At 57.2% G+C, this 21,747-nt stretch carries 24 protein-coding genes and 2 tRNA genes; 15 read left to right on the top strand and 11 right to left on the bottom strand.

What is annotated here, in order from left to right; translation table 11 throughout:
• The first annotated feature begins 8 nt into the window (after positions 1-8).
• Entirely contained in the window at positions 9-344 is a 336-nt protein-coding gene (locus C2E16_RS07900; protein ID WP_038626904.1) for a GlpM family protein, read from the top strand.
• On the opposite strand, the gene C2E16_RS07895 is transcribed toward C2E16_RS07900, so the two are convergent.
• From C2E16_RS07895 to C2E16_RS07885, 3 genes are all read right to left on the bottom strand, one after another.
• On the bottom strand, positions 341-958 hold the full coding sequence (locus C2E16_RS07895) for an acyl-homoserine-lactone synthase (RefSeq protein WP_038626906.1): 618 nt from the start codon (positions 956-958) through the stop codon (positions 341-343). The two genes, C2E16_RS07900 and C2E16_RS07895, sit on opposite strands and share 4 nt — an antisense overlap.
• 129 nt (positions 959-1,087) lie before the next feature.
• The gene (gene sdiA / locus C2E16_RS07890; protein WP_084970455.1) at positions 1,088-1,810 is read right to left on the bottom strand and encodes a transcriptional regulator SdiA; all 723 of its coding nucleotides are present in this window, start codon (positions 1,808-1,810) and stop codon (positions 1,088-1,090) included.
• Positions 1,811-2,438: 628 nt separating this feature from the next.
• A complete protein-coding gene (locus tag C2E16_RS07885; RefSeq protein WP_081981815.1) occupies positions 2,439-3,137 on the bottom strand; it encodes an extensin-like domain-containing protein in 699 nt (232 codons plus the stop codon).
• Between the two features lie 295 nt (positions 3,138-3,432).
• Here C2E16_RS07885 and cycA point away from each other — a divergent pair, with 295 nt between their 5' ends.
• Entirely contained in the window at positions 3,433-4,827 is a 1,395-nt protein-coding gene (gene cycA, locus C2E16_RS07880; protein WP_038626909.1) for a D-serine/D-alanine/glycine transporter, read from the top strand.
• Positions 4,828-4,874: 47 nt separating this feature from the next.
• Here the strand turns inward: cycA and C2E16_RS07875 are convergent, their stop codons facing one another.
• Together C2E16_RS07875 and rutR are read right to left on the bottom strand one after the other, a co-directional pair.
• Complete coding sequence (locus C2E16_RS07875) at positions 4,875-5,840, bottom strand: metal-dependent hydrolase (RefSeq protein ID WP_084970456.1); 966 nt, start codon at positions 5,838-5,840, stop codon at positions 4,875-4,877.
• 68 nt (positions 5,841-5,908) lie between these two features.
• Positions 5,909-6,547 (bottom strand): HTH-type transcriptional regulator RutR, encoded by a 639-nt coding sequence (gene rutR, locus C2E16_RS07870; RefSeq protein ID WP_104951460.1) that lies wholly within the window; start codon positions 6,545-6,547, stop codon positions 5,909-5,911.
• A gap of 302 nt (positions 6,548-6,849) precedes the next feature.
• Here rutR and rutA point away from each other — a divergent pair, with 302 nt between their 5' ends.
• From rutA to rutG, 6 genes are read left to right on the top strand one after another with little or no spacing between them, the layout of a single operon-like run.
• Positions 6,850-7,941, top strand: coding sequence for a pyrimidine utilization protein A (rutA, locus tag C2E16_RS07865; protein WP_038626914.1), 1,092 nt, complete (start codon positions 6,850-6,852; stop codon positions 7,939-7,941).
• The gene (gene rutB / locus C2E16_RS07860) at positions 7,941-8,690 is read left to right on the top strand and encodes a pyrimidine utilization protein B (RefSeq protein WP_052134020.1); all 750 of its coding nucleotides are present in this window, start codon (positions 7,941-7,943) and stop codon (positions 8,688-8,690) included. The genes rutA and rutB overlap by 1 nt, the downstream gene beginning before the upstream one ends.
• Positions 8,691-8,701: 11 nt before the next feature.
• Entirely contained in the window at positions 8,702-9,088 is a 387-nt protein-coding gene (gene rutC, locus C2E16_RS07855; protein WP_038626916.1) for a pyrimidine utilization protein C, read from the top strand.
• A 7-nt stretch (positions 9,089-9,095) separates the two neighbouring features.
• On the top strand, positions 9,096-9,908 hold the full coding sequence (gene rutD / locus C2E16_RS07850; RefSeq protein ID WP_084970458.1) for a pyrimidine utilization protein D: 813 nt from the start codon (positions 9,096-9,098) through the stop codon (positions 9,906-9,908).
• Positions 9,909-9,926: 18 nt separating this feature from the next.
• The gene (gene rutF / locus C2E16_RS07845) at positions 9,927-10,451 is read left to right on the top strand and encodes an NADH-dependent FMN reductase RutF (protein ID WP_084970459.1); all 525 of its coding nucleotides are present in this window, start codon (positions 9,927-9,929) and stop codon (positions 10,449-10,451) included.
• Positions 10,452-10,489: 38 nt separating this feature from the next.
• Positions 10,490-11,821, top strand: coding sequence for a pyrimidine utilization transport protein G (gene rutG / locus C2E16_RS07840; protein ID WP_104951459.1), 1,332 nt, complete (start codon positions 10,490-10,492; stop codon positions 11,819-11,821).
• A 3-nt stretch (positions 11,822-11,824) separates the two neighbouring features.
• Here the strand turns inward: rutG and C2E16_RS07835 are convergent, their stop codons facing one another.
• Positions 11,825-12,748 carry a DMT family transporter gene (locus tag C2E16_RS07835; protein WP_104951627.1) on the bottom strand — a complete coding sequence of 308 codons (924 nt, stop codon included), beginning with the start codon at positions 12,746-12,748 and terminating at the stop codon, positions 11,825-11,827.
• Between the two features lie 303 nt (positions 12,749-13,051).
• Here C2E16_RS07835 and wrbA point away from each other — a divergent pair, with 303 nt between their 5' ends.
• The 3 genes from wrbA (at position 13,052) to C2E16_RS07820 (ending at position 15,355) form a co-directional block, all read left to right on the top strand.
• Positions 13,052-13,651, top strand: coding sequence for an NAD(P)H:quinone oxidoreductase (gene wrbA / locus C2E16_RS07830; RefSeq protein ID WP_038626925.1), 600 nt, complete (start codon positions 13,052-13,054; stop codon positions 13,649-13,651).
• 24 nt (positions 13,652-13,675) lie between these two features.
• Entirely contained in the window at positions 13,676-13,906 is a 231-nt protein-coding gene (locus C2E16_RS07825) for a YccJ family protein (protein WP_038626927.1), read from the top strand.
• Positions 13,907-13,978: 72 nt separating this feature from the next.
• A complete protein-coding gene (locus tag C2E16_RS07820) occupies positions 13,979-15,355 on the top strand; it encodes an NAD-dependent succinate-semialdehyde dehydrogenase (RefSeq protein WP_084970483.1) in 1,377 nt (458 codons plus the stop codon).
• Between the two features lie 87 nt (positions 15,356-15,442).
• Here C2E16_RS07820 and agp read toward each other — a convergent pair whose 3' ends face one another.
• From agp to C2E16_RS07805, 3 genes are all read right to left on the bottom strand, one after another.
• Positions 15,443-17,143 carry a bifunctional glucose-1-phosphatase/inositol phosphatase gene (gene agp, locus C2E16_RS07815; RefSeq protein ID WP_084970484.1) on the bottom strand — a complete coding sequence of 567 codons (1,701 nt, stop codon included), beginning with the start codon at positions 17,141-17,143 and terminating at the stop codon, positions 15,443-15,445.
• Between the two features lie 357 nt (positions 17,144-17,500).
• Positions 17,501-17,588 (bottom strand) — tRNA-Ser (locus C2E16_RS07810).
• 203 nt (positions 17,589-17,791) lie between these two features.
• A tRNA-Ser gene (locus tag C2E16_RS07805) sits at positions 17,792-17,879 on the bottom strand.
• 218 nt (positions 17,880-18,097) lie between these two features.
• On the opposite strand from C2E16_RS07805, the gene yccA reads away from it, so the two are divergent.
• Both yccA and tusE read left to right on the top strand, forming a co-directional pair.
• On the top strand, positions 18,098-18,760 hold the full coding sequence (gene yccA / locus C2E16_RS07800; RefSeq protein WP_038626932.1) for an FtsH protease modulator YccA: 663 nt from the start codon (positions 18,098-18,100) through the stop codon (positions 18,758-18,760).
• A gap of 109 nt (positions 18,761-18,869) precedes the next feature.
• Positions 18,870-19,196: a sulfurtransferase TusE gene (gene tusE / locus C2E16_RS07795; RefSeq protein ID WP_038626936.1), complete on the top strand. Its 327-nt coding sequence runs from the start codon at positions 18,870-18,872 to the stop codon at positions 19,194-19,196.
• A 28-nt stretch (positions 19,197-19,224) separates the two neighbouring features.
• Here tusE and yccX read toward each other — a convergent pair whose 3' ends face one another.
• Positions 19,225-19,503 (bottom strand): acylphosphatase, encoded by a 279-nt coding sequence (gene yccX, locus C2E16_RS07790; RefSeq protein WP_038626939.1) that lies wholly within the window; start codon positions 19,501-19,503, stop codon positions 19,225-19,227.
• A gap of 89 nt (positions 19,504-19,592) precedes the next feature.
• Here yccX and rlmI point away from each other — a divergent pair, with 89 nt between their 5' ends.
• Both rlmI and hspQ read left to right on the top strand, forming a co-directional pair.
• Positions 19,593-20,783, top strand: a complete 1,191-nt coding sequence (gene rlmI, locus C2E16_RS07785) for a 23S rRNA (cytosine(1962)-C(5))-methyltransferase RlmI (RefSeq protein ID WP_084970485.1) — start codon at positions 19,593-19,595, stop codon at positions 20,781-20,783.
• Between the two features lie 62 nt (positions 20,784-20,845).
• Entirely contained in the window at positions 20,846-21,163 is a 318-nt protein-coding gene (hspQ, locus tag C2E16_RS07780; protein WP_038626945.1) for a heat shock protein HspQ, read from the top strand.
• Positions 21,164-21,247: 84 nt separating this feature from the next.
• Here the strand turns inward: hspQ and C2E16_RS07775 are convergent, their stop codons facing one another.
• A complete protein-coding gene (locus C2E16_RS07775; protein WP_038626947.1) occupies positions 21,248-21,664 on the bottom strand; it encodes a CoA-binding protein in 417 nt (138 codons plus the stop codon).
• Positions 21,665-21,747 lie beyond the last annotated feature (83 nt).

Here is a 21,747-nt window from a genome sequence, read left to right as displayed (position 1 = left end):
ACAAAACAATGGGTCTGTTGCTTAAAGCGCTGATTGGCGCATTCGTGGTGGTGGCGATTGGCCTGCTGGCGAAGAGTAAGAATTACTATATCGCCGGGCTGTTGCCGCTCTTTCCAACATTTGCGCTGATTGCGCACTACCTTGTCGCAACAGATAAGGGCTCGGCAGCGCTGCGCGCCACCATCATTTTCGGCATGTGGGCGATTTTGCCCTACTTTCTCTATCTTCTCTCGTTATGGTTTTTTATCGGCATAATGCGTCTGCCGCTCGCGCTGGCCAGCGCCGTGCTGTGCTGGGTGCTGGCCGCATGGTTGCTGATTACGCTCTGGACCCGCTGGCATTAACGCCCGTGCGACTGCCAGTTGATAGAAACGCCCAGCGAAGGCAACACCTCTTCCGGGCTGAAACGGCGCGCGCCGCGATACTTCTCCGCCAGACCCTGCTGTTTCACCGGAATTTTTACTGCGAACAGATTGTCTTCAGACTGAATTAATCCCGGCGTTAAAGGCTCGAACCCCACGTTGTGCTGTTCAAACATCTGCTCCAGCATCGGCGTGGCGGCACTGACCAGATAATCGATGCCCGACAGCTCCGCCAGCTGGACAGCATGCCAGAGAATGGTTAGCGGCAGTTCATGGTCAACGTCAAGACGCGCGGAGAAACGCGACATTTCCCAGACCGCCTCTTTACGATCGAACGGTACGCTGAAGCCTTCAATATTGCCGGGTTCCTGCCACTGCATCAGGCGGGCGCAACCGCAGATGCCAAAACGTACATGCCAGGCGATAAGCCACGTTACGTCGGAACGGTCGAAGCGATCGTACTCCTGTCCCGGCGTACTGAGCCGCGAGGGTATCGACCACCCTTCACCGCGCGCAAACACACTGTAACGATAACTGCCCAATTCAGCCAATAACGAGGATGGCATATCCTTTAGCTGGGTTTGGATAATCTTCATCATATTCCCCTGTCGCACTCCCTCGTTTGAGCCGTATGTATACGGCGTTTACCCAGCTGATACCCCGGCCGAAGGGTAGACAACCGGTTAACCTTATGAAACTACTAAATTTAGTAGTTGCAATCCTATTTACAGCAAGCCAATGGCGGCCGCATAGCTGGCAACCTGGGTTTTATTTGGCGCATTAAACCGCTTTTGTAAATTCTTCTGATGGAAGTTAACCGTGTAAGGCGAGATAGAAAGTATCAATGAAATCTCGGCTGCCGTTTTCCCTTCCGCTGTCCATTTTAAAATTTCCAGTTCACGCGAACTTAAGGTTATATCTAAAATCCGCATGGATACATCATCTAAGCGCAGTAACGATTGCAAAGACAGGTCCAATAGATACTGTAGTCTTAACTGCTGTTCCGGCAACATATGCGACATATTTAACGCTTTTTTGGATACTACCGATAATATACCCGTTGCGCGATTGGACGCCATCAGCGAACAAGAGAAGCCTGATGTCAATCCGTACGCTTTTGCCTCACGCCAGAATATTTCATTCTTATCCGAAACGGCATCCCCCCAGGCTATAAATTTTCCCGGCAGTGAACACTCCTGCAAAATAGGATCGACGGCATAATAGTTTTCATTTTCGTATCGCTTTATCCAGCAAGGTGGGTATGTGGTGAAAAGAAAGGTTTTAGGCCGGGTAAAAGGTACTGGATGGCGAATAAATAAGGCAAAGTGATCCAGCCCCAGCGCTTCAATCTGCTGTTGCAACGCTTTTGTTAACTCTTTCGTGTTATTCAGTAAAAAAAACTGAGCCTCGACCTCCCTGCGCCAGGCAAAGTAATCATCGAACGTCATTAAAGCCTCACCGGTACGCGCTACCTGCTCGCGCCGTGGTTTAAGTCAAACTGCCACCGATGTAACAAAAAATTAAATGCTCTCGAAAAATTTTTTTAATTATATTGTTCAACGGACTGATGTTTAAAAAGGCTGCATTTAGGGTCCGTTAAGCAGATGTAAACTTAATGTCTTAAGTAGACTTATTAAATCCTTGTAATTTAGTAAAGTTATATTCATTAGCGCTGCTTTTATACATTTCCAATCGCCAATGGAGAAAGAGTAAGATTTTTCTTAAAAATATTCAATCCCCTTGCTGTTTTCATAGAATGGATTTTTGTGATCTGCAACAAACTATAACTCAGCCGCGGCCAGACGCAATCCAGGATAATCCTGGTTTTCTACAGAGTACCCGCGAAAAACATAACACAGGCTAATAGATATCACTGTTTTGTAAACAAAATGAAAGCGCAAAAAATTAAATTTCTGATTGGCAGGTAATAATCGCTGTAAATGATTATTATAATTTATATTAGAAGTTCTGAGATGTCATATTAGTTTTTATTCACTAAAAAAAATGTCCCGGAAGCGTGAATTATCACTGCCGTGATAATAAATTTTTTCGCCGCTGTGCTAAAAATCGCCACCGTTAACGGCAAATTCCATAGCCCCGCATCCCCAGATGAAAATGTGTGGCGTGCGCCGCGTTATAGTCCGGCCCCAACGTATTGCCAAACCAGGCGCAGCTGTCGTTGAACCACTGATGTAGTAAATCGCTCGCTTCATCAGGCCTGCGCCAGTCGCGTCCAACGCTGATGCGTGTGCCGTTCGCCAGCCGGAACGCCGTCACATCCCACGCATCCGCCGTTGCATGCTCGCTTCGCCGCCCCTGCGCACGATGATAAATATTCCGGCAGGCGTAGCTGCCGACATGTTCAATCTGCCTCAGCGACGAATGCAGAGGGCCGGAGCGCGCGCGCCTGTCTGCCTGTAGTACAAACATCGTGCTGCTGACCGCCAACGGACAGCTGGCAAGAAAGCTGCTGCTGAGCCTTACATCGGCGAAGCGCTGGATGCGAATCGGCGCCGCCAACGGACAAGCGCCGCTCATCGGAGGCGGCTGGGTAAAACTTACCAGCCCCGCCTCCCGCGCACGCTCCAGCACCGCCAGGCAGGCGGCGGGATCGTGACGGATGCGCTGCAGCTTGTAGCGGGTGACCCAACCAGGCGGATCGGTCACTAAAAGCGGCGCAAACGGATTCAGGTGCGACGGCAGATGACGCTCAAGCCAGGGAAAACCCGCCAGCACGGCCAGAATGATCGCCAGCGCGATCGCAATACCTTTCACCTGTTTCTCCCGTTAGCCGCCGTTGCGGTTACCCGGTAAGTGTAGTCATTCCGCCGTCGTTTGCTGCAAAAGAGGTCAATGATGTGTTTTTTTATACCAATGCTGCATAAAAGTTGTGCCTTTGCACAAGACGTAAATAAATGATGCCAACATCGCGCAAGAGATCCTGTAGGATTGGCAAAAATCATTAGCTGTTAATCCGTTAATTACACTATCTTATGCCAACTTACCTGCCGGTAAGAACGATAAATATCGGCCAGCAGAGCCGCACAACATCACAGACAGGAACCATTTTATGGTAGACAACGTTAAAACTACGCTGCAAAAAGCAGAAGGCCCGGATAAGCTCCGGCGCAGCCTTCATAATCGTCATATTCAGCTGATGGCTATCGGCGGTGCCATCGGCACCGGCCTGTTTATGGGGTCGGGGAAAACGATCAGTCTGGCGGGTCCGTCGATCATTTTCGTCTATATGATCATCGGATTTATGCTGTTTTTCGTCATGCGCGCGATGGGCGAACTGCTGCTGTCAAATCTGGAATACAAATCTTTTAGCGATTTTGCCGCCGACCTGCTCGGCCCCTGGGCAGGCTACTTTACCGGCTGGACCTACTGGTTCTGCTGGGTGGTGACCGGCATCGCCGATGTGGTGGCGATCAGCGCCTATTTCCAGCTCTGGTTCCCTGACTTCTCCATCTGGATGAGCGCCCTGCTCTGCGTGCTGGTGTTCCTCGCGCTAAATATCGTGACGGTGAAGATGTTCGGCGAGCTGGAGTTCTGGTTCGCGATTATCAAAATCGTCGCCATCGTTGCGCTGATCGTGACCGGTATCGTACTGGTGGCGATGCACTATCCATCCCCCGGCGGCGGCACCGCGGCGCTTTCGAATATCTGGGATCACGGTGGCATGTTCCCGAAAGGACTGAGCGGCTTCTTCGCTGGCTTCCAGATCGCTGTTTTCGCCTTCGTCGGCATCGAGCTGGTGGGCACCGCAGCGGCGGAAACCCACGATCCGCACAAGGTGCTGCCGCGCGCCATCAATGCAATTCCGCTGCGCGTTATTATGTTTTACGTGCTGGCGCTGATGGTAATCATGGCGGTTACGCCGTGGAGCAGCGTTGTGGCCGACCGCAGCCCGTTCGTTGAAATGTTTATGCTGATTGGCCTGCCGGCGGCGGCCAGCATCGTCAACTTTGTGGTGCTGACCTCTGCGGCCTCCTCTGCAAACAGCGGCATCTTCTCCACCAGCCGCATGCTCTATGGCCTGGCGGAACAGGGCGTGGCGCACCGCACCTTTGGTCGTCTTTCCGCGCGCGCGGTGCCGACCTCCGGGCTGTTCTTCTCCTGCTTCTGCCTGCTGGCGGGCGTGGCGCTGATCTACCTGATTCCAAATGTAATGACGGTTTTCACCATGGTGACCACCGTTTCGGCCATCCTGTTTATGTTCGTCTGGAGCATCATTCTCTGCTCTTATATGGCATACCGTAAGCAGTATCCGCAGCGTCACCAGCAGTCCACCTTCAAGATGCCGCTGGGCAAAGTGATGTGCTGGGTCTGTCTGGCCTTCTTCGCTTTCGTTATCGTTCTGCTGACGCTGCAGGAAGATACGCGCAACGCGCTGATGGTGACGCCGCTGTGGTTTATCATGCTGGGCTTTGGCTGGTGGATGCGTCGCCGCAAGGCAGCATGACCAGAGATTAACATTGCAAAGGGCGAACGGCGGTTCGCCCTTTTTGTTTACAAGCGCTGACGCAGCGTCCGCCACATTTCCGTCAGCGACGGCCGTTCAGAAGGCAATCGCGCCGGATGCAGATCCCGCGCCTGCGGCGCGCCCAGATTGAAAGTAAACGTGAAATGGGGCGCTTCGCCCATGCGCAGATCGCTGATAAGCAGATTGCCGTCATGCTCACGCAGCGCAAAAAAGCCGTGGCTGAACCAGGCCACCCTCTCTACCGCCCAGTCCCCTTTCCACTGTTGATAAAGCCCCGCGCCGCGATCGTGCGCGCTGAGCTGCAACGGGCGCTGCGGCGAAAACAGCGACCAGTAGCCTTCATAGTAACGCTCCGGCGTGACCGCCACCACGCGCCAGACCAGCGTATTAAAGGCGGTCGGGGTAACCAGCAGCCGCGCATTGCCTCCCACCTGCCGTGCGATTTGCGGCGCAACCTGATGCGTCGCGATGCCCTGCGCCGCCATGCTCCAGAGCAGATAAAGCGAGCTGATCGCCAGCCCGACGCGGCTCCAGCGCGGTTGGCGACGCCACAGGGCGGCAATCAGACCGATTATTAGCGGCAGCGTATAGAGCGGATCAACAATAAAGATGCTGCCGATGGCCCAGGGATAGTCGGTAAACGGCAAGCCCAGCTGAGTACCGTACACCGTCATCAGATCGAGCAACGGATGAGTAATCAGCGCCAGCCAGACGGCTGGCCACCAGCGGGCCCACTGGAAAGTTTGCTTCAGCACGCCGGCGGTAAGCCAGGCGAGCAGCGGAGAGAGGAGCGTCAGCCAGATCAGCGCATGACTTTCGGTGCGATGCAGCGTCATGTTTCTTATGGCATCGCCATGGTCAAGAAACACATCCAGATCGGGCAGCGTGCCGCAGAACGCGCCCACCAGCGCCGACTGCCAGAGCAGCGCGCGTCGGCCCATGACAGCCATCGTCACCGACGCGCCGAGAACCAGTTGCGAAACGGAATCCATGCTTGCTCCTGCGTTGAAACGTAACGCTATAAGCCTGGCAGGGTTCCGTCGCGCTGAACGTAAAGTTTTTAAGGCGCCGGGCGGATACGAATGCCTTCAATCACCATATGCTGCACATTGGCGACTGCCTGCTGGAAAAATTCCTCATCGTTCAGGGTGCGTCCGGTAATCGCCTCAACCTGCGCGGAGAAATCCGCGTAGTGCTGCGTCGTCGCCCAGAGCATAAAAATCAGATGCTGCGGCTCTACCGGCGCCAAACGCTTCTGCACGATCCAGTTTTCAATGACGCGCGACTTTTCGTCAATCAGTGCCTTGAGATCGCCTTCCAGCTCTGCCTTTAACAGCGGCGCGCCCTGCAGCATCTCCAGACAGAAAAGTCGGGAGGCCTGAGGATGGTCACGCGATACCTCCAGCTTGAGCTGAATATAGTGACGAATCGCCGCCAGCGGGTCCTGATCTTCACGCAGCGCGCGCAGCGGCGCCAGCCAGACATCCAGAATCTCTTTCAGCACGGCGATATAGAGCGCCTCTTTCGAGGGAAAATAGTAGAGCAGGTTGGTTTTCGAGACGCCAGCGCGCTCGGCCACTTTATCCAGGCTGGTACCGTGCATGCCGAACTGTGAAAAGTACTCAAGCGCGGCGTCAAGGATCGCCGAGCGCTTCGCCGCCACCGCCCGCGCGCGCCGCGTGGGTGTCTTGTTTTCCATTTTTTCCCGCTCCTTTCTCTGCAACTGTTCGCGCTGCATCTTAGCAGAGATAGGGAAAGCTGCGTCAGCCTCTGCACATGGCCCTCTTTCCCGCCTGATTTTTGTGCAAAGCGTTTTGACCAAATGGTCTGTTTTGGCGCAACGCGCTGGCGCATTAGCTACTTATTTTGGGTTATCTGTTTGATTATCTTCTTTTTATCTTTTATGGCACAGCCTTTGCTTTCCTCCTTCTGAGCGCCGCCGGAACAGGAGGCAGGATGCACCGCAGCGCGATCGGGAAACATCCACTATGAGGGTTTCACATGAAAATAGGCATCTTTATTCCTGTCGGTAACAACGGCTGGCTGATTTCCAGCAACGCGCCGCAATATATGCCCACATTCGAACTCAATAAGGCGATCGTACAAAAAGCGGAGCATTACCATTTCGATTTCGCGCTATCGATGATCAAGCTACGCGGCTTCGGCGGCAAAACCGAATTCTGGGATCATAATCTTGAATCCTTCACGCTGATGGCGGGCCTGGCGGCGGTGACGTCACGCATCGAAATCTACGCTACGGCGGCAACATTGACGCTGCCGCCAGCCATCGTGGCGCGCATGGCTGCCACCATTGATTCCATCGCCGAAGGCCGCTTCGGCGTCAACCTGGTGACCGGCTGGCAGAAGCCGGAGTATGAGCAAATGGGCCTGTGGCCCGGCGACGACTATTTCACCCGGCGCTACGACTATCTCACCGAATATGTCACCGTGCTGCGCGACCTCTGGGGCAGCGGCAAAAGCGATCTGAAAGGCGAGTTTTTTACCATGAACGATTGCCGCCTCAGCCCGCGTCCGCGCAAATCGATGAAGGTGATCTGCGCCGGTCAGAGCGATGCCGGCATGGCCTTCTCCGCCCGCCACGCCGATTACAATTTCTGCTTCGGCAAAGGAGTCAACACGCCCGCCGCTTTTGCCTCCACTGCGGCGCGCATGAAGGCGGCGGCTGACGCTGAGCAGCGTGACGTTGGCTCTTTCGTGCTGTTTATGATTATCGCCGATGAAACCGATGAGGCGGCGCGCGCCAAATGGGAGCATTACAAGGCGGGCGCTGACGAGGAAGCGCTGGCGTGGCTGACCATGCAAAGCCAGCAGGATAAGCGTTCCGGCAGCAATACTAACGTGCGACAGATGGCCGATCCGACCTCCGCCGTGAATATCAATATGGGCACGCTGGTCGGCTCGTATGCCAATGTGGCGCGCATGCTGGATGAGGTCGCGCAGGTTGAAGGCACGCAGGGCGTGCTGCTGACCTTTGATGATTTCCTGCCGGGCATCGAAGCGTTTGGCGAACGTATTCAGCCACTGCTCGCCTGCCGCGCCCATCTGACTCAGGCTGCGCAGGAGGTGGCATGATGAAGCCGGTTATCTGCGCCAGCGCCAGTCAGCAGGCGGCCGTCACCCTGCCCGCCCGTCCTGAAGCGATCGTTTTTCCACCCGCGCAAACCGCGCTGATCGTGGTGGATATGCAGAACGCCTACGCCACACCGGGCGGCTATCTCGACCTCGCGGGATTTGATGTTTCGACCACGCAGCCGGTAATTGAAAATATCGCCATTGCGGTCAGCGCCGCACGCGCCGCCGGCCTTCAGATTATCTGGTTTCAGAACGGCTGGGACGAACAATATATTGAGGCGGGCGACGCCGGATCGCCAAACTTTCATAAATCGAACGCGCTAAAAACCATGCGCCGACGCCCGGAACTGCAGGGCAAGCTACTGGCTAAAGGCGGCTGGGACTATGCGCTGGTAGAACGGCTACAGCCGCAGCCGGGCGATATCGTGCTGCCGAAGCCGCGCTACAGCGGTTTCTACCATACGCCGCTGGACGGCATGCTGCGCAGCCGCGGCATTCGTCATCTGGTGTTTACCGGCATCGCTACCAACGTCTGCGTGGAGTCAACGCTGCGCGACGGCTTCTTTCTGGAATATTTCGGCATCGTGCTGGAAGACGCTACCCATCAGGCGGGCCCGCCTTTCGCTCAGCAGGCGGCGATTTTCAATATTGAAACCTTTTTCGGCTGGGTCTCGGACGTCAGCACTTTCTGCACGGCGCTGGCCGGGCATGAGGCTCTGCAACAATCAACCTGCGCCGCTGCGCAATAAGGAACGCCGTTATGCCTAAACAAGTGATTATTCCTCCCGGCAGCGGCGCGCCGATAGCGCCCTTTTCGCCCGGCGCGCTGGCGGACGGCGTGCTCTATGTCTCCGGCACGCTGCCGTTCGACGCGCAGAACAACGTGGTTTATCCGGGCGATGCGGCAGCGCAGACGCGTCACGTGCTGGAGATCATCAAAGGGGTGATCGAAACGGCAGGCGGCACGCTGGAAGATGTGACCTTCAACGCGCTGTTTCTCACCGACTGGCAGCATTACGCCGCCATCAATCAGGTCTACGCGGACTATTTCCCTGGAGATAAGCCCGCCCGCTTCTGTATTCAGTGCGGACTGGTGAAGCCTGAAGCGCTGATCGAGATCGCCACCACCGCCCATATCGCTAAGTGAGGCGTTTATGCATATTGAGATTTCCGGCCGCAGCGACAGCGACGCCCCGGTAATGGTGCTTTCTGCCGGTCTCGGCGGCCTGGGCAGCTTCTGGTTGCCGCAGATACCGGCGTTGCAACAGCGTTACCGGTTGGTAACTTACGATCAGCGCGGCACCGGCAATAGCCCCGATAGCCTGCCGGAGGGCTACAGCCTGCACGATATGGCCGCCGAACTGGCGCAGGCGCTGAGCGAGGCGGGCATCGCGCGTTTCGATCTGATGGGACACGCGCTGGGCGGGCTGATCGGGCTACAGCTGGCGCTCGATTACCCCGCGCGCGTAAAGCGGCTGGTGGTGGCCAACGGCTGGCTGACGCTGGACGCCCATACGCGCCGCTGCTTCCAGGTACGTCAGGATCTGCTGCTTAACGCTGGGGTGGATGCCTACGTGCGTGCGCAGCCGCTGTTTCTCTATCCCGCCGACTGGCTCTCCGCCAATCAGGCGCGCATTGAAGCGGAAGAGGCGCTGCAGTGCGCGCATTTTCAGGGAATGGAAAATCTGCTACGCCGCCTGAACGCGCTGATGAGCGCCGACTTTCAGCTGCTGGCCGCCCTCATCACGCAGCCAGTGCTGGCGATCTGCGCGCGAGACGATCTGCTGGTGCCCTGGCCCTGCTCGCAGCAGCTCTGCCACGCGCTGCCCAATGCCTCGCTGCGCCAGATGGACTGGGGCGGCCACGCGATGAGCGTTACCGACAGCGCCACCTTTAATTCACTGCTGCTGGCCTGGCTCGACGCCACGCCGGTGACCGCTTCGCAGGACGCCAGCCGCGTCGCCTGAGCCGATTAAGGAGTCACTATGTTGTCATCCGCTTTAGTCTCCTCGCTGACCGCCGTGGAGAAACAAGATTTTCGCAACGCCATGTCGCGGCTGGGCGCCGCCGTTAATATCGTTACCACCGACGGACCAGGCGGGCGCGCCGGTTTTACCGCCTCAGCCGTTTGCAGCGTGACCGATACGCCGCCTACGCTGCTGGTCTGCCTTAACCGATCCGCTTCGGTCTGGCCGGCGTTTTCGCAAAATCAGGTGCTGTGCGTCAATACGCTGGCCGCCGGTCATGAGGCGCTGTCGAATCTGTTCGGCGGCAAAACGCCGATGGAGGCGCGCTTTCTCACCGCCGACTGGCGTACGCTGGCGACGGGCGCGCCGATTCTGAACGGCGCCGTCGCCTCTTTTGATTGTCGCATCAGCCATACGGTCAGCGTCGGCACGCACGATATTCTGTTTTGCGAAGCGCAGGCGCTGGTTTGCAGCCAACAGGGATCCGGCCTGATTTGGTTCGATCGCGACTACCATCACCTGCTGCGGCGGGAAGCCAGCTAACGCCGTCGCGGCACATCATCCTTTTGCAGGAGAATAAAATGGCCCGTTCGTGGTTTCCTCAATGGCATAAAAAAATAGCGGTCGGCGAGACGGGCATTGTTGCGCCCGATGAGACGCTCCCTGCCGGACAGACGCTGATCCTCGGCCTGCAGCACGCGGTGGCGATGTTTGGCGCCACGGTGCTGATGCCGCTGCTGATGGGGCTGGACCCCAATCTGTCGATCATGATGTCCGGCATCGGTACGCTGCTGTTTTTCCTTATCACCGGCGGTCGGGTACCCAGCTATCTGGGCTCCAGCGCCGCGTTTGTCGGCGTGGTGATCGCCGTCACCGGCTTCAATGGTCAGGGGCTGAATCCGCACCTCGGCGTGGCGCTGGGCGGCATCATCGCCTGCGGCCTGCTCTATACGCTGATCGGCGTTATCGTGATGAAAGCGGGAACGCGCTGGATCGAGCGGCTGATGCCGCCCGTAGTCACTGGCGCGGTGGTGATGGCGATTGGTCTGAACCTGGCGCCGATAGCGGTACGCAGCGTCTCAGCGTCGATATTCGACAGCTGGATGGCGGTGCTGACTATCCTCTGCATCGGTTCGGCGGCGGTGTTTACGCGCGGCATGATCCAGCGCCTGCTGATTCTGGTGGGGCTGATTGCGGCCTGGGGCGTCTACGCGCTGTTGACCAACGGGCTGGGACTGGGCACGCCGGTGGATTTCAGCCTGGTAGCGCAGGCGCCCTGGCTGGGCCTGCCGCAGATTACCGCGCCGATCTTTTCCGCTTCCGCTATCATGCTAATCGCGCCGGTGGCGGTGATCCTGGTGGCGGAGAATCTCGGCCATATCAAGGCGGTGGCCGCGATGACCGGACGTAATCTCGACCCCTGGATCGGACGCGCGTTTGTCGGCGACGGGCTGGCGACGCTGCTTTCCGGCAGCATGGGCGGCAGTGGCGTCACCACCTATGCCGAAAATATCGGCGTAATGGCGGTGACGCGTGTTTATTCGACGCTGGCCTTTGTCGCCGCCGCCTTTATCGCGCTGCTGCTCGGATTTTCGCCGAAGTTCGGCGCGCTGATCCACACCATCCCCGCACCGGTTATCGGCGGCGCCTCGATTGTGGTGTTCGGCCTGATCGCCGTAGCGGGCGCGCGCATCTGGGTGCAAAATCAGGTGGATCTGAGCCAGAACGGCAGCCTGATTATGGTGGCAGTCACGCTGGTGCTCGGCGCGGGCGACTTCGCATTGAAAATCGGCGACTTTACGCTCGGCGGCATCGGCACCGCCACCTTTGGCGCAATACTGCTGCATGCTATCCTGCGCCGACGCCGCGCGACGCCGATAGCTGAAGCGGGCATCGCGCGTCAGCATCGCTAGCTTTTACTCTTCCCGGATATTTTGCCGGACGGCGGGCGCCGCCTCTGCCCGCCTTTTCAGCCTTATTTCACTTACCAGGACGCCCAGCATGATGAGCGCGCCGCCCAGCAGTGCCGCGCCGGGCAGACGCTCGCCAGCAATGCGCCCCACCACGCCAGCCCAGACCGGCTCGCCCGCGTAGATGACCGTCGCGCGGGTCGGCGACACGCTGCGCTGCGCCCAGTTCATGGTGACCTGAATCAACGCGCTGGCCAGGCCTAATCCCAGCGCGCTGCCCCAGAGATAAGGCGACATGGTCGGCACCTGCTCCCCGTTCGGCGCCATCAGCATAAAGGAGAAGATCGAGGCTACCGCCAGCTGCACGATGGTGACGCGCCGGATATCCACCTTGCCGGCGCAGGCGCTGATTAAAATGATCTCCGCCGCAATCGCCAGCGTGCTGAGCAGCGTCGCCAGTTCGCCCTGGCTAAAGGCCAGCCCGCCGCTTTCCGGCCCCGCCACCAGCAGCAATCCACCGAAGGCGAGCGCGACGCCGCACCAGGACATCAGCCCCGGCATTTTGCCTAAAAAGATCCATTGCAGCAGCGGCACCAACGGCACATAGAGCGCGGTGATAAAGGCGGACTGGCTGCCGGAAATGGTTTGCATACCCCAGGTTTGCAGACCATAGCCGCAGCCGATGGCGATGCCGATCCACAACCCCGCCATGAGCTCGCGGCGCGTAAAACGCCCCAGGCCGCGCAGAGAAAAAAGCAGCAGCAGCGAGGCGGCGGTAGCGAAACGCACACCGACAAAAAAGAACGGCCCGCTCATGGTCATGGCGTGATGCACCACCATAAAGGTGCCGCCCCAGATCATAGTGATAAAAATCAGAATGGCTTCCGGCAGGGTGAGACGCCATTTGTAACGTGATAAACGACCGTTCATATTCAGAAAGTCCTGAAAAAAGAGGCTGACAGTGTGCTTTTCCCGGCGCGGCAGGTCAATCCTGCGATGCGTCCAGGCAAGCTCGCTGTCTTCTTCTATACTCATTTACTGTTGTTATCTTTCATTGCTACAGGAGAACGTTATGACCCAGAATCAATCCCAGCAGAGTAAAGACGATCCGAAACAGGCGCCGGAATCAGGTGATAAAAAACCGGATACCACCAAGAAATAAACGATCTGACTGAAAAAATCGGTTAAGTCGTTAGATATCACATCAGACACTATGCAACAGGGAGTCGAATAATGGCGAAAATTCTGGTGCTTTACTATTCAATGTACGGACATGTTGAAACGATGGCGAAAGCGGTAGCCGAAGGCGCGAGTAAGGTAGAGGGCGCTGAAGTCATCGTGAAGCGCGTACCGGAGACCATGGACGCTGAGCGCTTTGCTCAGGTGGGCGGTAAAACCGATCAGGACGCGCCGGAAGCCACGCCAGAAGAACTGCCTCAGTATGACGCCATTATTTTCGGCACCCCTACCCGTTTCGGCAATATGTCAGGTCAGATGCGCACCTTCCTTGACCGCACCGGCGGACTCTGGGCTTCCGGCGCGCTTTACGGCAAGCTGGCCAGCGTTTTTACCTCTACCGGCACCGGCGGCGGGCAAGAGCATACGATTTCTTCAACCTGGACGACGCTGGCCCATCACGGCATGGTAATCGTTCCCATCGGCTACGGCACGAAGGAGCTGTTCGATATTGGTCAGGTGCGCGGCGGCACGCCTTATGGCGCATCGACCTACGCCGGCGGCGACGGCTCGCGACAGCCCTCGGAAGAAGAACTGAATATCGCCCGCTTTCAGGGCGAGCATGTCGCCCGTCTGGCGGTAAAGCTGAACGGATAGTCTCAACCAACACAGGAGAACATTATGGCAACGCAACAATCCAAAGCACATCATGTCGGCGAATGGGCAAGCCTGCGCCATACCTCACCTGAGATTGCTGAGGCAATTTTTGAAGTGGCAAATTACGATGAAAAGCTGGCCGAAGAGATCTGGCGCCAGCAGGGCAATGACGAAGTGCTGTTCCGCGCTTTTGATAAAACCGAGGCCGACGTCCTGACATGGGATGATACGGTCGTCGAACGTAAAAACGTCTGAGCCACGTATACCATTCAGGGGGCGGGAAATTCCCGCCCCTCTCTATTTCCCGCCAGTGAAAAGGAGCCTCTTATGTCTGCTTATCAATCTGTGAACCCCGCCACCAACAAAGTGATGAAAACCTGGCCTGCGCACAGCGACGAGTATGTCGAATCGGCGCTGGAAAAAGCGTGGCAGCTTTGGCAATCCGACTGGTCAAGAGGCCCTGTTCAGCCACGTATTCAGGTACTGCATAAGCTGGCGGATTTGATCGACAGCCGGGCGGAGGAGCTGGCGAAAGTCGCCAGCCTTGAAATGGGCAAGCTGCTGAAGCAGAGTCGCGGCGAAGTGGCGATTTGCGCGCAGATTGCGCGTTACTATGCCGAACATGCCGAGAAATTTTTACAGCCGGTTCCTTATCCCACCGAGCTGGGCGACGCCTGGGTCGAATATCATCCGCTGGGAGTGCTGGTCGCCGTCGAGCCGTGGAACTTCCCTTATTACCAGCTGATGCGCGTGCTCGCCCCTAATCTGGCGGCGGGCAATCCGGTGCTGGCGAAGCATGCCGCCATCGTGCCGCACTGTGCCAGCCTGTTTGAGGAGCTGGTGCGTGAAGCCGGCGCGCCTGAAGGCGCATGGACCAATCTATTTATCTCCAGCGACAAGGTGGCTGAGCTGATCGCTGACGATCGCGTACAGGGCGCCGCGCTGACCGGTTCGGAACGCGCCGGCAGCGCCGTTGCGCAGCAGGCGGGCAAGTATCTGAAGAAAACCACGCTTGAGCTGGGCGGCAATGATGTTTTTGTGGTGCTGGACGACTGCGATCTCAACGAGGCGGTCAAACAGGGCGCGCAGGCGCGTCTGAGCAACGCAGGCCAGGTCTGCACTGCCGCGAAACGCTTTATTGTGCAGCGCAGCATCTACGATCGCTTCCTGGAGAGATTCACTGCCGCCTTTGAAGCGATGAAAATCGGCGATCCACTGGATGAAAGCACTACGCTGGGCCCGCTATCTTCAGCCAGCGCGCGCGATACCCTGGCGAAGCAGGTAGAAAATGCGGTTAAACAGGGCGCGACGCTACACTATGGCGGCAAAGTTATCGACGGCCCTGGCTGTTTTTATCAGCCAACAATCTTAACTAACATCACCCGCGACAATCCGGCTTATTTCGAAGAGTTTTTCGGCCCGGTGGCGCAGGTTTATGTCGTGGAAAACGATGACGAGATAGTGAAACTGGCGAACGACTCCCATTACGGGTTGGGCGGCGCCGTGTTTACCGGCGATATCGCGCGCGGCAAACGTCTTGCCTCACGTATTGAAACCGGCATGGTGTTTATCAACTCCGCCAGCGATACCGCGGCCGAGCTGCCTTTCGGCGGCATTAAGCGTTCCGGCTACGGGCGCGAGCTTTCCGATCTCGGCATTAAAGAGTTTGTAAACCAGAAGCTGGTGGTCGTGTCAGGGCAGTAAGCTCATAAAGTGGCCATTCTGCGTAAAATGGCCCGACGCAAACCATAAAAAAAGGGAGCCTGGCTCCCTTTTTTCGCACTCAACGGTTTACGCCGCAGGCGTTGCCTCTTTCTCCGGCGCCTGCTGCGCTTTATCAGCTGGCGTCTGCGCTTCCGGCGCAGCCTGCGGTTTTGACTGACTGGCTGGCTCAGCTTTCTCTGCCGCCGCTTTCTCTGCCGCAGCCTTCTCTTTCGCCGCCTTATCAGCTGCGGCAGCTTTATCCTGCGCTGCCTTGTCCGCCGCAGCTTTCTCTTTCGCCGCCTTGTCAGCAGCGGCAGCTTTCTCCTGCGCTGCCTTGTCCGCCGCAGCCTTCTCTGCCGCAGCCTTCTCTTTCGCCGCCTTGTCAGCAGCGGCAGCCTTCTCCTGCGCTGCCTTGTCCGCCGCAGCCTTTGCCTGCGCCGCTTTATCGGTAGCCGCGTTGTCCGTCGCTGCCTTATCCGTTGCTGCGGCGTCGTTGGCTGCCGGCGCGCTCGGCTTCTCCGCAGCCGGTTGTAGCGCGGTACCCTGCAACGCTGCGTTCAGCACGCCGTTGAACTGCTCCCACGAACAGAAACCGTTACCATCCGTCGGGCAACCGTTAAGCTGCAGCGTGACACGTTGCGGCGGATTTTTCAGGCTGAGCACTTCGCCGTCACGCAGCTGATCGGCTGTCTGGTAAACATATTCGATTTTCACCAGATCTTTATCGGCTTTCGCATCATGCCAGCGCTCAAACACCACCTGACCGCCAATCGGCGTTTTCTCATACTGACCCGGCAGCGTATACGGCTTCACATCCAGCGCCGCCAGCAGCGAGGCGATATTGGAATCATGTCCCACCATCAGCATTACCTTCGGCGCAGAGGCTTTATCCTGATCGATAAGCTGGCTGCGAATATAGTCGATCAGCGGCGAAGCGACCTCGCGCGCGATCTCTGGCGAGGTAAACAGCGCATCCTGATAGCCGTTTTTAATCGCGGACAGCGTCTGCCACTGCTCAGGGGTTTTAATCTGTCCCCAGGCGATCTGCTCAAGCGGGAAGCCCTGATAGTATTGCAGGGTAAAGGCGTCCACCAGCGAGTTGCCGACTTTCAGCGGGCCGGCGACGTTGGGTTCCTTGCCGTTTTCCGCACTGAATTTATTCTGATTATCGCTGCTGAGCGTGCACTGTTTTTTACCGTCGCAGGCCGGTGAGTTTTTGTAATCGATGATTTTTTCCAGCTGCTGGAAGGCGGGCTTAAGACTTAACTTCTCCCCTTCCGCATTCATCGCCGCCAGCGCTTTTTTGTTGAATTCATCGCTGTCGTTGGTGATCACCGGGCTGAATACCGGGTCCATCGTGCCCATTTCATCCTGATGGGTGACCGCGACGTCGCAGCCAGGGAACGCGCCGGTAACAAAATATTGTGCGGTGGCGACGGTGCGCTGCAGGCTGTTGGCATAGGCGAATACTTCGTTCGAATCCGGGCAGGCGTTAGCTTTAAGTAGTCCCTGTTGCGCCAGCCAGGCACGGGTATAACGCCCCATATAGACTTCCAGCACGCCGCCTTTCGTGGTCAGTTCGCCGCCCGGCACGTCCCACTGCGGCCAGGATTTTTTGGTGGCCTGCGCCAATACGCTGCCATTATCCGCCAGCGGCGCGCGCAGATTGTGGCGGCTCAGCATAAGAACCTGTTGGAGTTGCAGATCGCCATCAGCGGCCTGAGCGGAAAATCCTAAGGGTAACGCCGCAATAACCGACAATGCACAAAGAGTGAGTTTTTTGATCATTGTTACTGTTCCATTCGATCCGATGATGACTTGCTGACTCCTGACCGGAGGTGTGAGAGCCAATATCAGGTGTGACGCGCCGCCTGCGGCAGCGAATACAGGACTCATATCGTATCAGGACTATAGCAGACGCGCGACATCGCGGTTGCGTCCTGCCAGCCAATTGAAAAGCAACGGGATGTTTTTCAGACTTGCGCACCTTTCTGGCGGCTATTCGTCTTCGTCAGGAGAAAAGAGGATGGCGACGTCATGACGGGAAAGCGCGGGGGTCAGGATATGAAGGCAATCTGGGCACGCACGCGAGCGGATGACAGGCAACAAAAAAGCCAGCACGCTGTGCTGGCTCTCTCTGAAATGTGGCGGAGGAGGAGAGATTCGAACTCTCGGATGGTTTCCCATCGGCGGTTTTCAAGACCGCTGCCTTAAGCCACTCGGCCACCCCTCCGCAAGACCATCTGCAACCGTAATTGCCGACGCGTCATATTGTGCGACGCAGTCTAACGGCTTGATTCTGCTTGTGCAAGTCCCTTTAAAACAAAAAATGGCTGACTGATTATTTTCGCAGCGCAGCGGCGAAAACGGCAGCAACGAGGCTTGACACTCAAACGAAAACGGGCCAGCATCGCTGCTGGCCCGTCATAGATTCGATGGCGGAGGAGGAGAGATTCGAACTCTCGGATGGTTTCCCATCGGCGGTTTTCAAGACCGCTGCCTTAAGCCGCTCGGCCACCCCTCCGCAATGAGGCGAACTATAAACACCCCTTAGGGCAATGTAAATAGCTAAGCTGACCGTTCGCCTGAAAAACAGCCAACGACAGTTTTTTTGCTGCCATTATCACCACTCGGCTCACAAAATCAGCGGCTTCACGCGTAAAGAAGGGTAAAACGCCTTTTCCCTTTTCCCCCGCTTCGTATGCTCTGCGCTAAGATTGTGACCCCTGTATGAGGTGCATTATGGATCGTATCGTTTCCCGTTCTGGTGCCGGCGCTTCGCTGCTCAGCACCCATAAAGTTTTGCGTAACACCTATTTCTTGCTGGGGCTGACGCTGGCCTTCTCCGCCGCGACGGCGACTGCCAGCACGCTGCTGAATCTGCCCGCGCCAGGCCTGATCCTGATGCTGGTCGGTTTTTACGGCCTGATGTTCCTGACCTACCGTCTGGCGAACAGTCCGGCCGGCATTCTGGCCGCCTTCGCCTTTACCGGTTTTCTCGGCTACAGCCTGGGGCCGATCCTGAATTCGTTCCTGTCGGCCGGGATGGGCGACGCCATCGCGCTGGCGCTCGGCGGCACCGCGCTGGTCTTCTTCTGCTGTTCGGCCTATGTGCTGACCACGCGCCGCGATATGTCATTCCTCGGCGGCCTGATGATGGCGGGTTTCGTCGTGCTGTTAGTGGCAGTGATCGCTAACCTGTTCCTGCAGCTGCCGGCATTGCAGCTGGCGATTAGCGCGCTGTTTATTCTTTTCTCCACCGGCGCGATTCTGTGGGAAACCAGCAATATCATTCACGGCGGCGAAACCAACTATATTCGCGCTACTATCAGCCTGTATGTTTCGCTGTATAACATCTTTATCAGCCTGCTCAGCATTCTTGGCTTCTCGTCGCGTAACGACTAAGCCAGCCGCTATGCGATTGCGTTATCCGGCCCCGTTCTGCGGGGCTTTGTTTTTTTGCCGTCGGCAATTTTGCTAAGATAGGCGCAGGTTTCATTATTGAGGTTATACCGTGCTGTTCGAAGGCAAAGAAATTGCGCGCGATGCGCAAGGTTATCTGTTAGATCCGGCGGACTGGAGCGAAGCGCTGGCGCAGCAGATCGCCGCAGAAGAGTCGATTGAAATGAGCGAAGCGCACTGGGAAGTGGTGCATTTCGTGCGTGCATTTTATATGGAGTTCAACACCTCGCCTGCCGTTCGCATGCTGGTGAAAGCGATGGCGCAGAAATTCGGCGAAGAGAAAGGCAACAGCCGCTATCTGTTTCGGCTCTTTCCCGATGGCCCGGCAAAGCAGGCGACCAGGATCGCGGGCCTGCCGAAACCGGTGAAGTGCCTGTAACGCCAGGCGCCTCCCTTTTATTATCCGCTTAACCGGTGGTGAAACGCTGCGGCGTCTCCGCTGGCTGATGCGGTTCGGTCAGCACGCGATCGACGCGCGCGCTGCGCGGCCCGCCCGCCTTTAACCATGCCAGCAGCTGCTCCAGCTGCGCGTTGTCGCCGCAGGCCAGCACCTCTACGCTACCGTCATCCAGATTGCGCGCGTAACCCGTCAGCCCCAGCTGCTGCGCCTGCGCCTGCGTGCTGTAGCGAAATCCGACGCCCTGCACCCGTCCATAAACCCAGGCTTTTATGCACTGCTGCGCCATTGCGCCCTCCTGCGATCCAGTTTGATTGCATTTTTCCGGTATCCACCGGACAATGTCGCCTCATTTTCCGTTGGTAAGCATAGCAAAATATGACTGTTCGATTGATTCTCGCTAAGGGCCGTGAAAAGTCCCTGCTCCGTCGTCATCCCTGGATATTTTCCGGCGCCGTCGCCCGAATGGAAGGTAAAGCCCAACGCGGCGAAACCATCGATGTCTGCGACAGCCAGGGCAAATGGCTGGCCCGTGCCGCCTTTTCTCCCGATTCGCAGATCCGCGCGCGCGTCTGGAGCTGGCAGCAAGATGAATCCGTCGATATCGCCTTTTTTATTCGTCGTCTGCAGAGCGCGCAGCAGCTGCGCGACTGGCTGGCCGCGCGCGACGGCCTTGACAGCTATCGTCTGATCGCCGGCGAATCTGACGGCCTGCCCGGTGTCACTATCGACCGTTTCGGTCAGTTTCTGGTGCTGCAGCTGCTCTCCGCCGGCGCCGAATACCAGCGTCCAGCGATTATCTCCGCGCTGCAGCAGTGCTACCCGACGTGCAGCATTTACGATCGTTCCGACGTGTCGGTGCGTAAAAAAGAGGGCCTGGCGCTGACGCAGGGGCCGGTAAGCGGCGAGCTGCCGCCCGACCTGTTGCCGATTACCGAACACGGCATGAAGCTGCTGGTAGATATCCGCACCGGCCATAAGACCGGCTACTACCTCGATCAACGTGACAGCCGTTTCGCCACGCGCCGCTATGCGCAGGACAAGCGCGTACTGAACTGCTTTTCCTATACCGGCGGTTTCGCCGTTTCCACGCTGATGGGCGGCTGCCGCGAAGTCATTAGCGTCGATACCTCTCAGGCCGCACTGGACGTCGCGAAACAGAACGTCGAGCTGAACGGGCTGGATCTCAGCAAAGCGCAGTTCCTGCGCGACGATGTGTTTAAACTGCTGCGCAGCTATCGCGATAGCGGTGAAAAGTTCGACCTGATTGTGATGGACCCACCGAAGTTTGTGGAAAATAAAAACCAGCTGGCGGGCGCCTGCCGCGGTTATAAAGATATCAACATGCTGGCGATGCAGCTGCTCAATCCGGGTGGAATGTTGTTGACCTTCTCCTGCTCAGGCCTGATGCCGACCGATTTATTCCAGAAAATCATCGCCGACGCCGCCGTAGATGCCCAGCGTGATGTACAATTTATAGAGCAGTTCCGCCAGGCGGCCGATCACCCGGTGATCGCCAGTTATCCTGAAGGGCTTTATCTGAAGGGCGTCGCCTGTCGCGTACTGTAACTTGAAAACGATGCCTTTGACGCCATATTGGTATCAAAGGCAGTGTTTGTCAGGAGGTATTGATGATTGCCAGTAAATTTGGAATTGGTCAGCAGGTGCGTCATAAGATGCTGGGCTTTCTGGGGGTGGTGGTTGATGTCGATCCCGAGTATTCGTTAGACGATCCCGGTGTGGAAGATGTTGACGCCAATGATGCCCTGCTTGCTGCGCCCTGGTATCACGTTGTCACTGAAGATGATGACGGCGAGCCCATCCACACTTATCTTGCCGAAGCCCAGCTTTCCGGCGAGCCGCAAACCATTCATCCCGAACAACCTTCGCTGGATGAACTGGCGGAGTCGATTCGTCAGCAGCTGATGGCTCCCCGTTTACGTCACTAAATCAGGTTATGTCGGGCAACGTCGGAACAGGTCGGCCAGGCCTGATTTGGCGATGCTCGTCAGGCCTTTTTTGCTATTTATCGTTCACTTTTTCAGTAACCCCAGCCGTGGGATTTCAATCTTCGGACAGCGATCCATCACCACATTCAGCCCCGCATCTGCCGCCAGCGTGGCCGCCTGTTCATTGATCACGCCCTGTTGCAGCCACAGCGTTTTCGCGCCGATACCGATCGCTTCCTGCGCCACGCCCCAGGCCGCCTCGGAATTGCGAAAGACATCTACCATATCCACCGGATCTGGAATCTCCGCCAGCGAAGCGTACACTTTTTGTCCCAGCAGCGTCTGTCCCGCCAGGCCCGGATTCACCGGGATCACTTTATAACCCTGCTGCAATAGCCAGGCCATCACGCCGTAGCTGGGGCGATGGGGCTGGTCGCTGGCTCCCACCAGCGCAATTGTGCGCGTTGAGGTCAATACATCGGCAATCATTTGGTCATTCATAATCTTCTCCTGAGGATATGTATTTCCCCCATTCTAGGTGAAATCTGTCGGGGGAATGAACAGGCGACACGGATGTACGCATT

This window comes from Mixta calida, assembly GCF_002953215.1.
Taxonomy (GTDB): domain Bacteria; phylum Pseudomonadota; class Gammaproteobacteria; order Enterobacterales; family Enterobacteriaceae; genus Mixta; species Mixta calida.
Note: the sequence above shows the minus strand (reverse complement) of the source record. Positions and strands in the feature narration are given on the sequence as shown.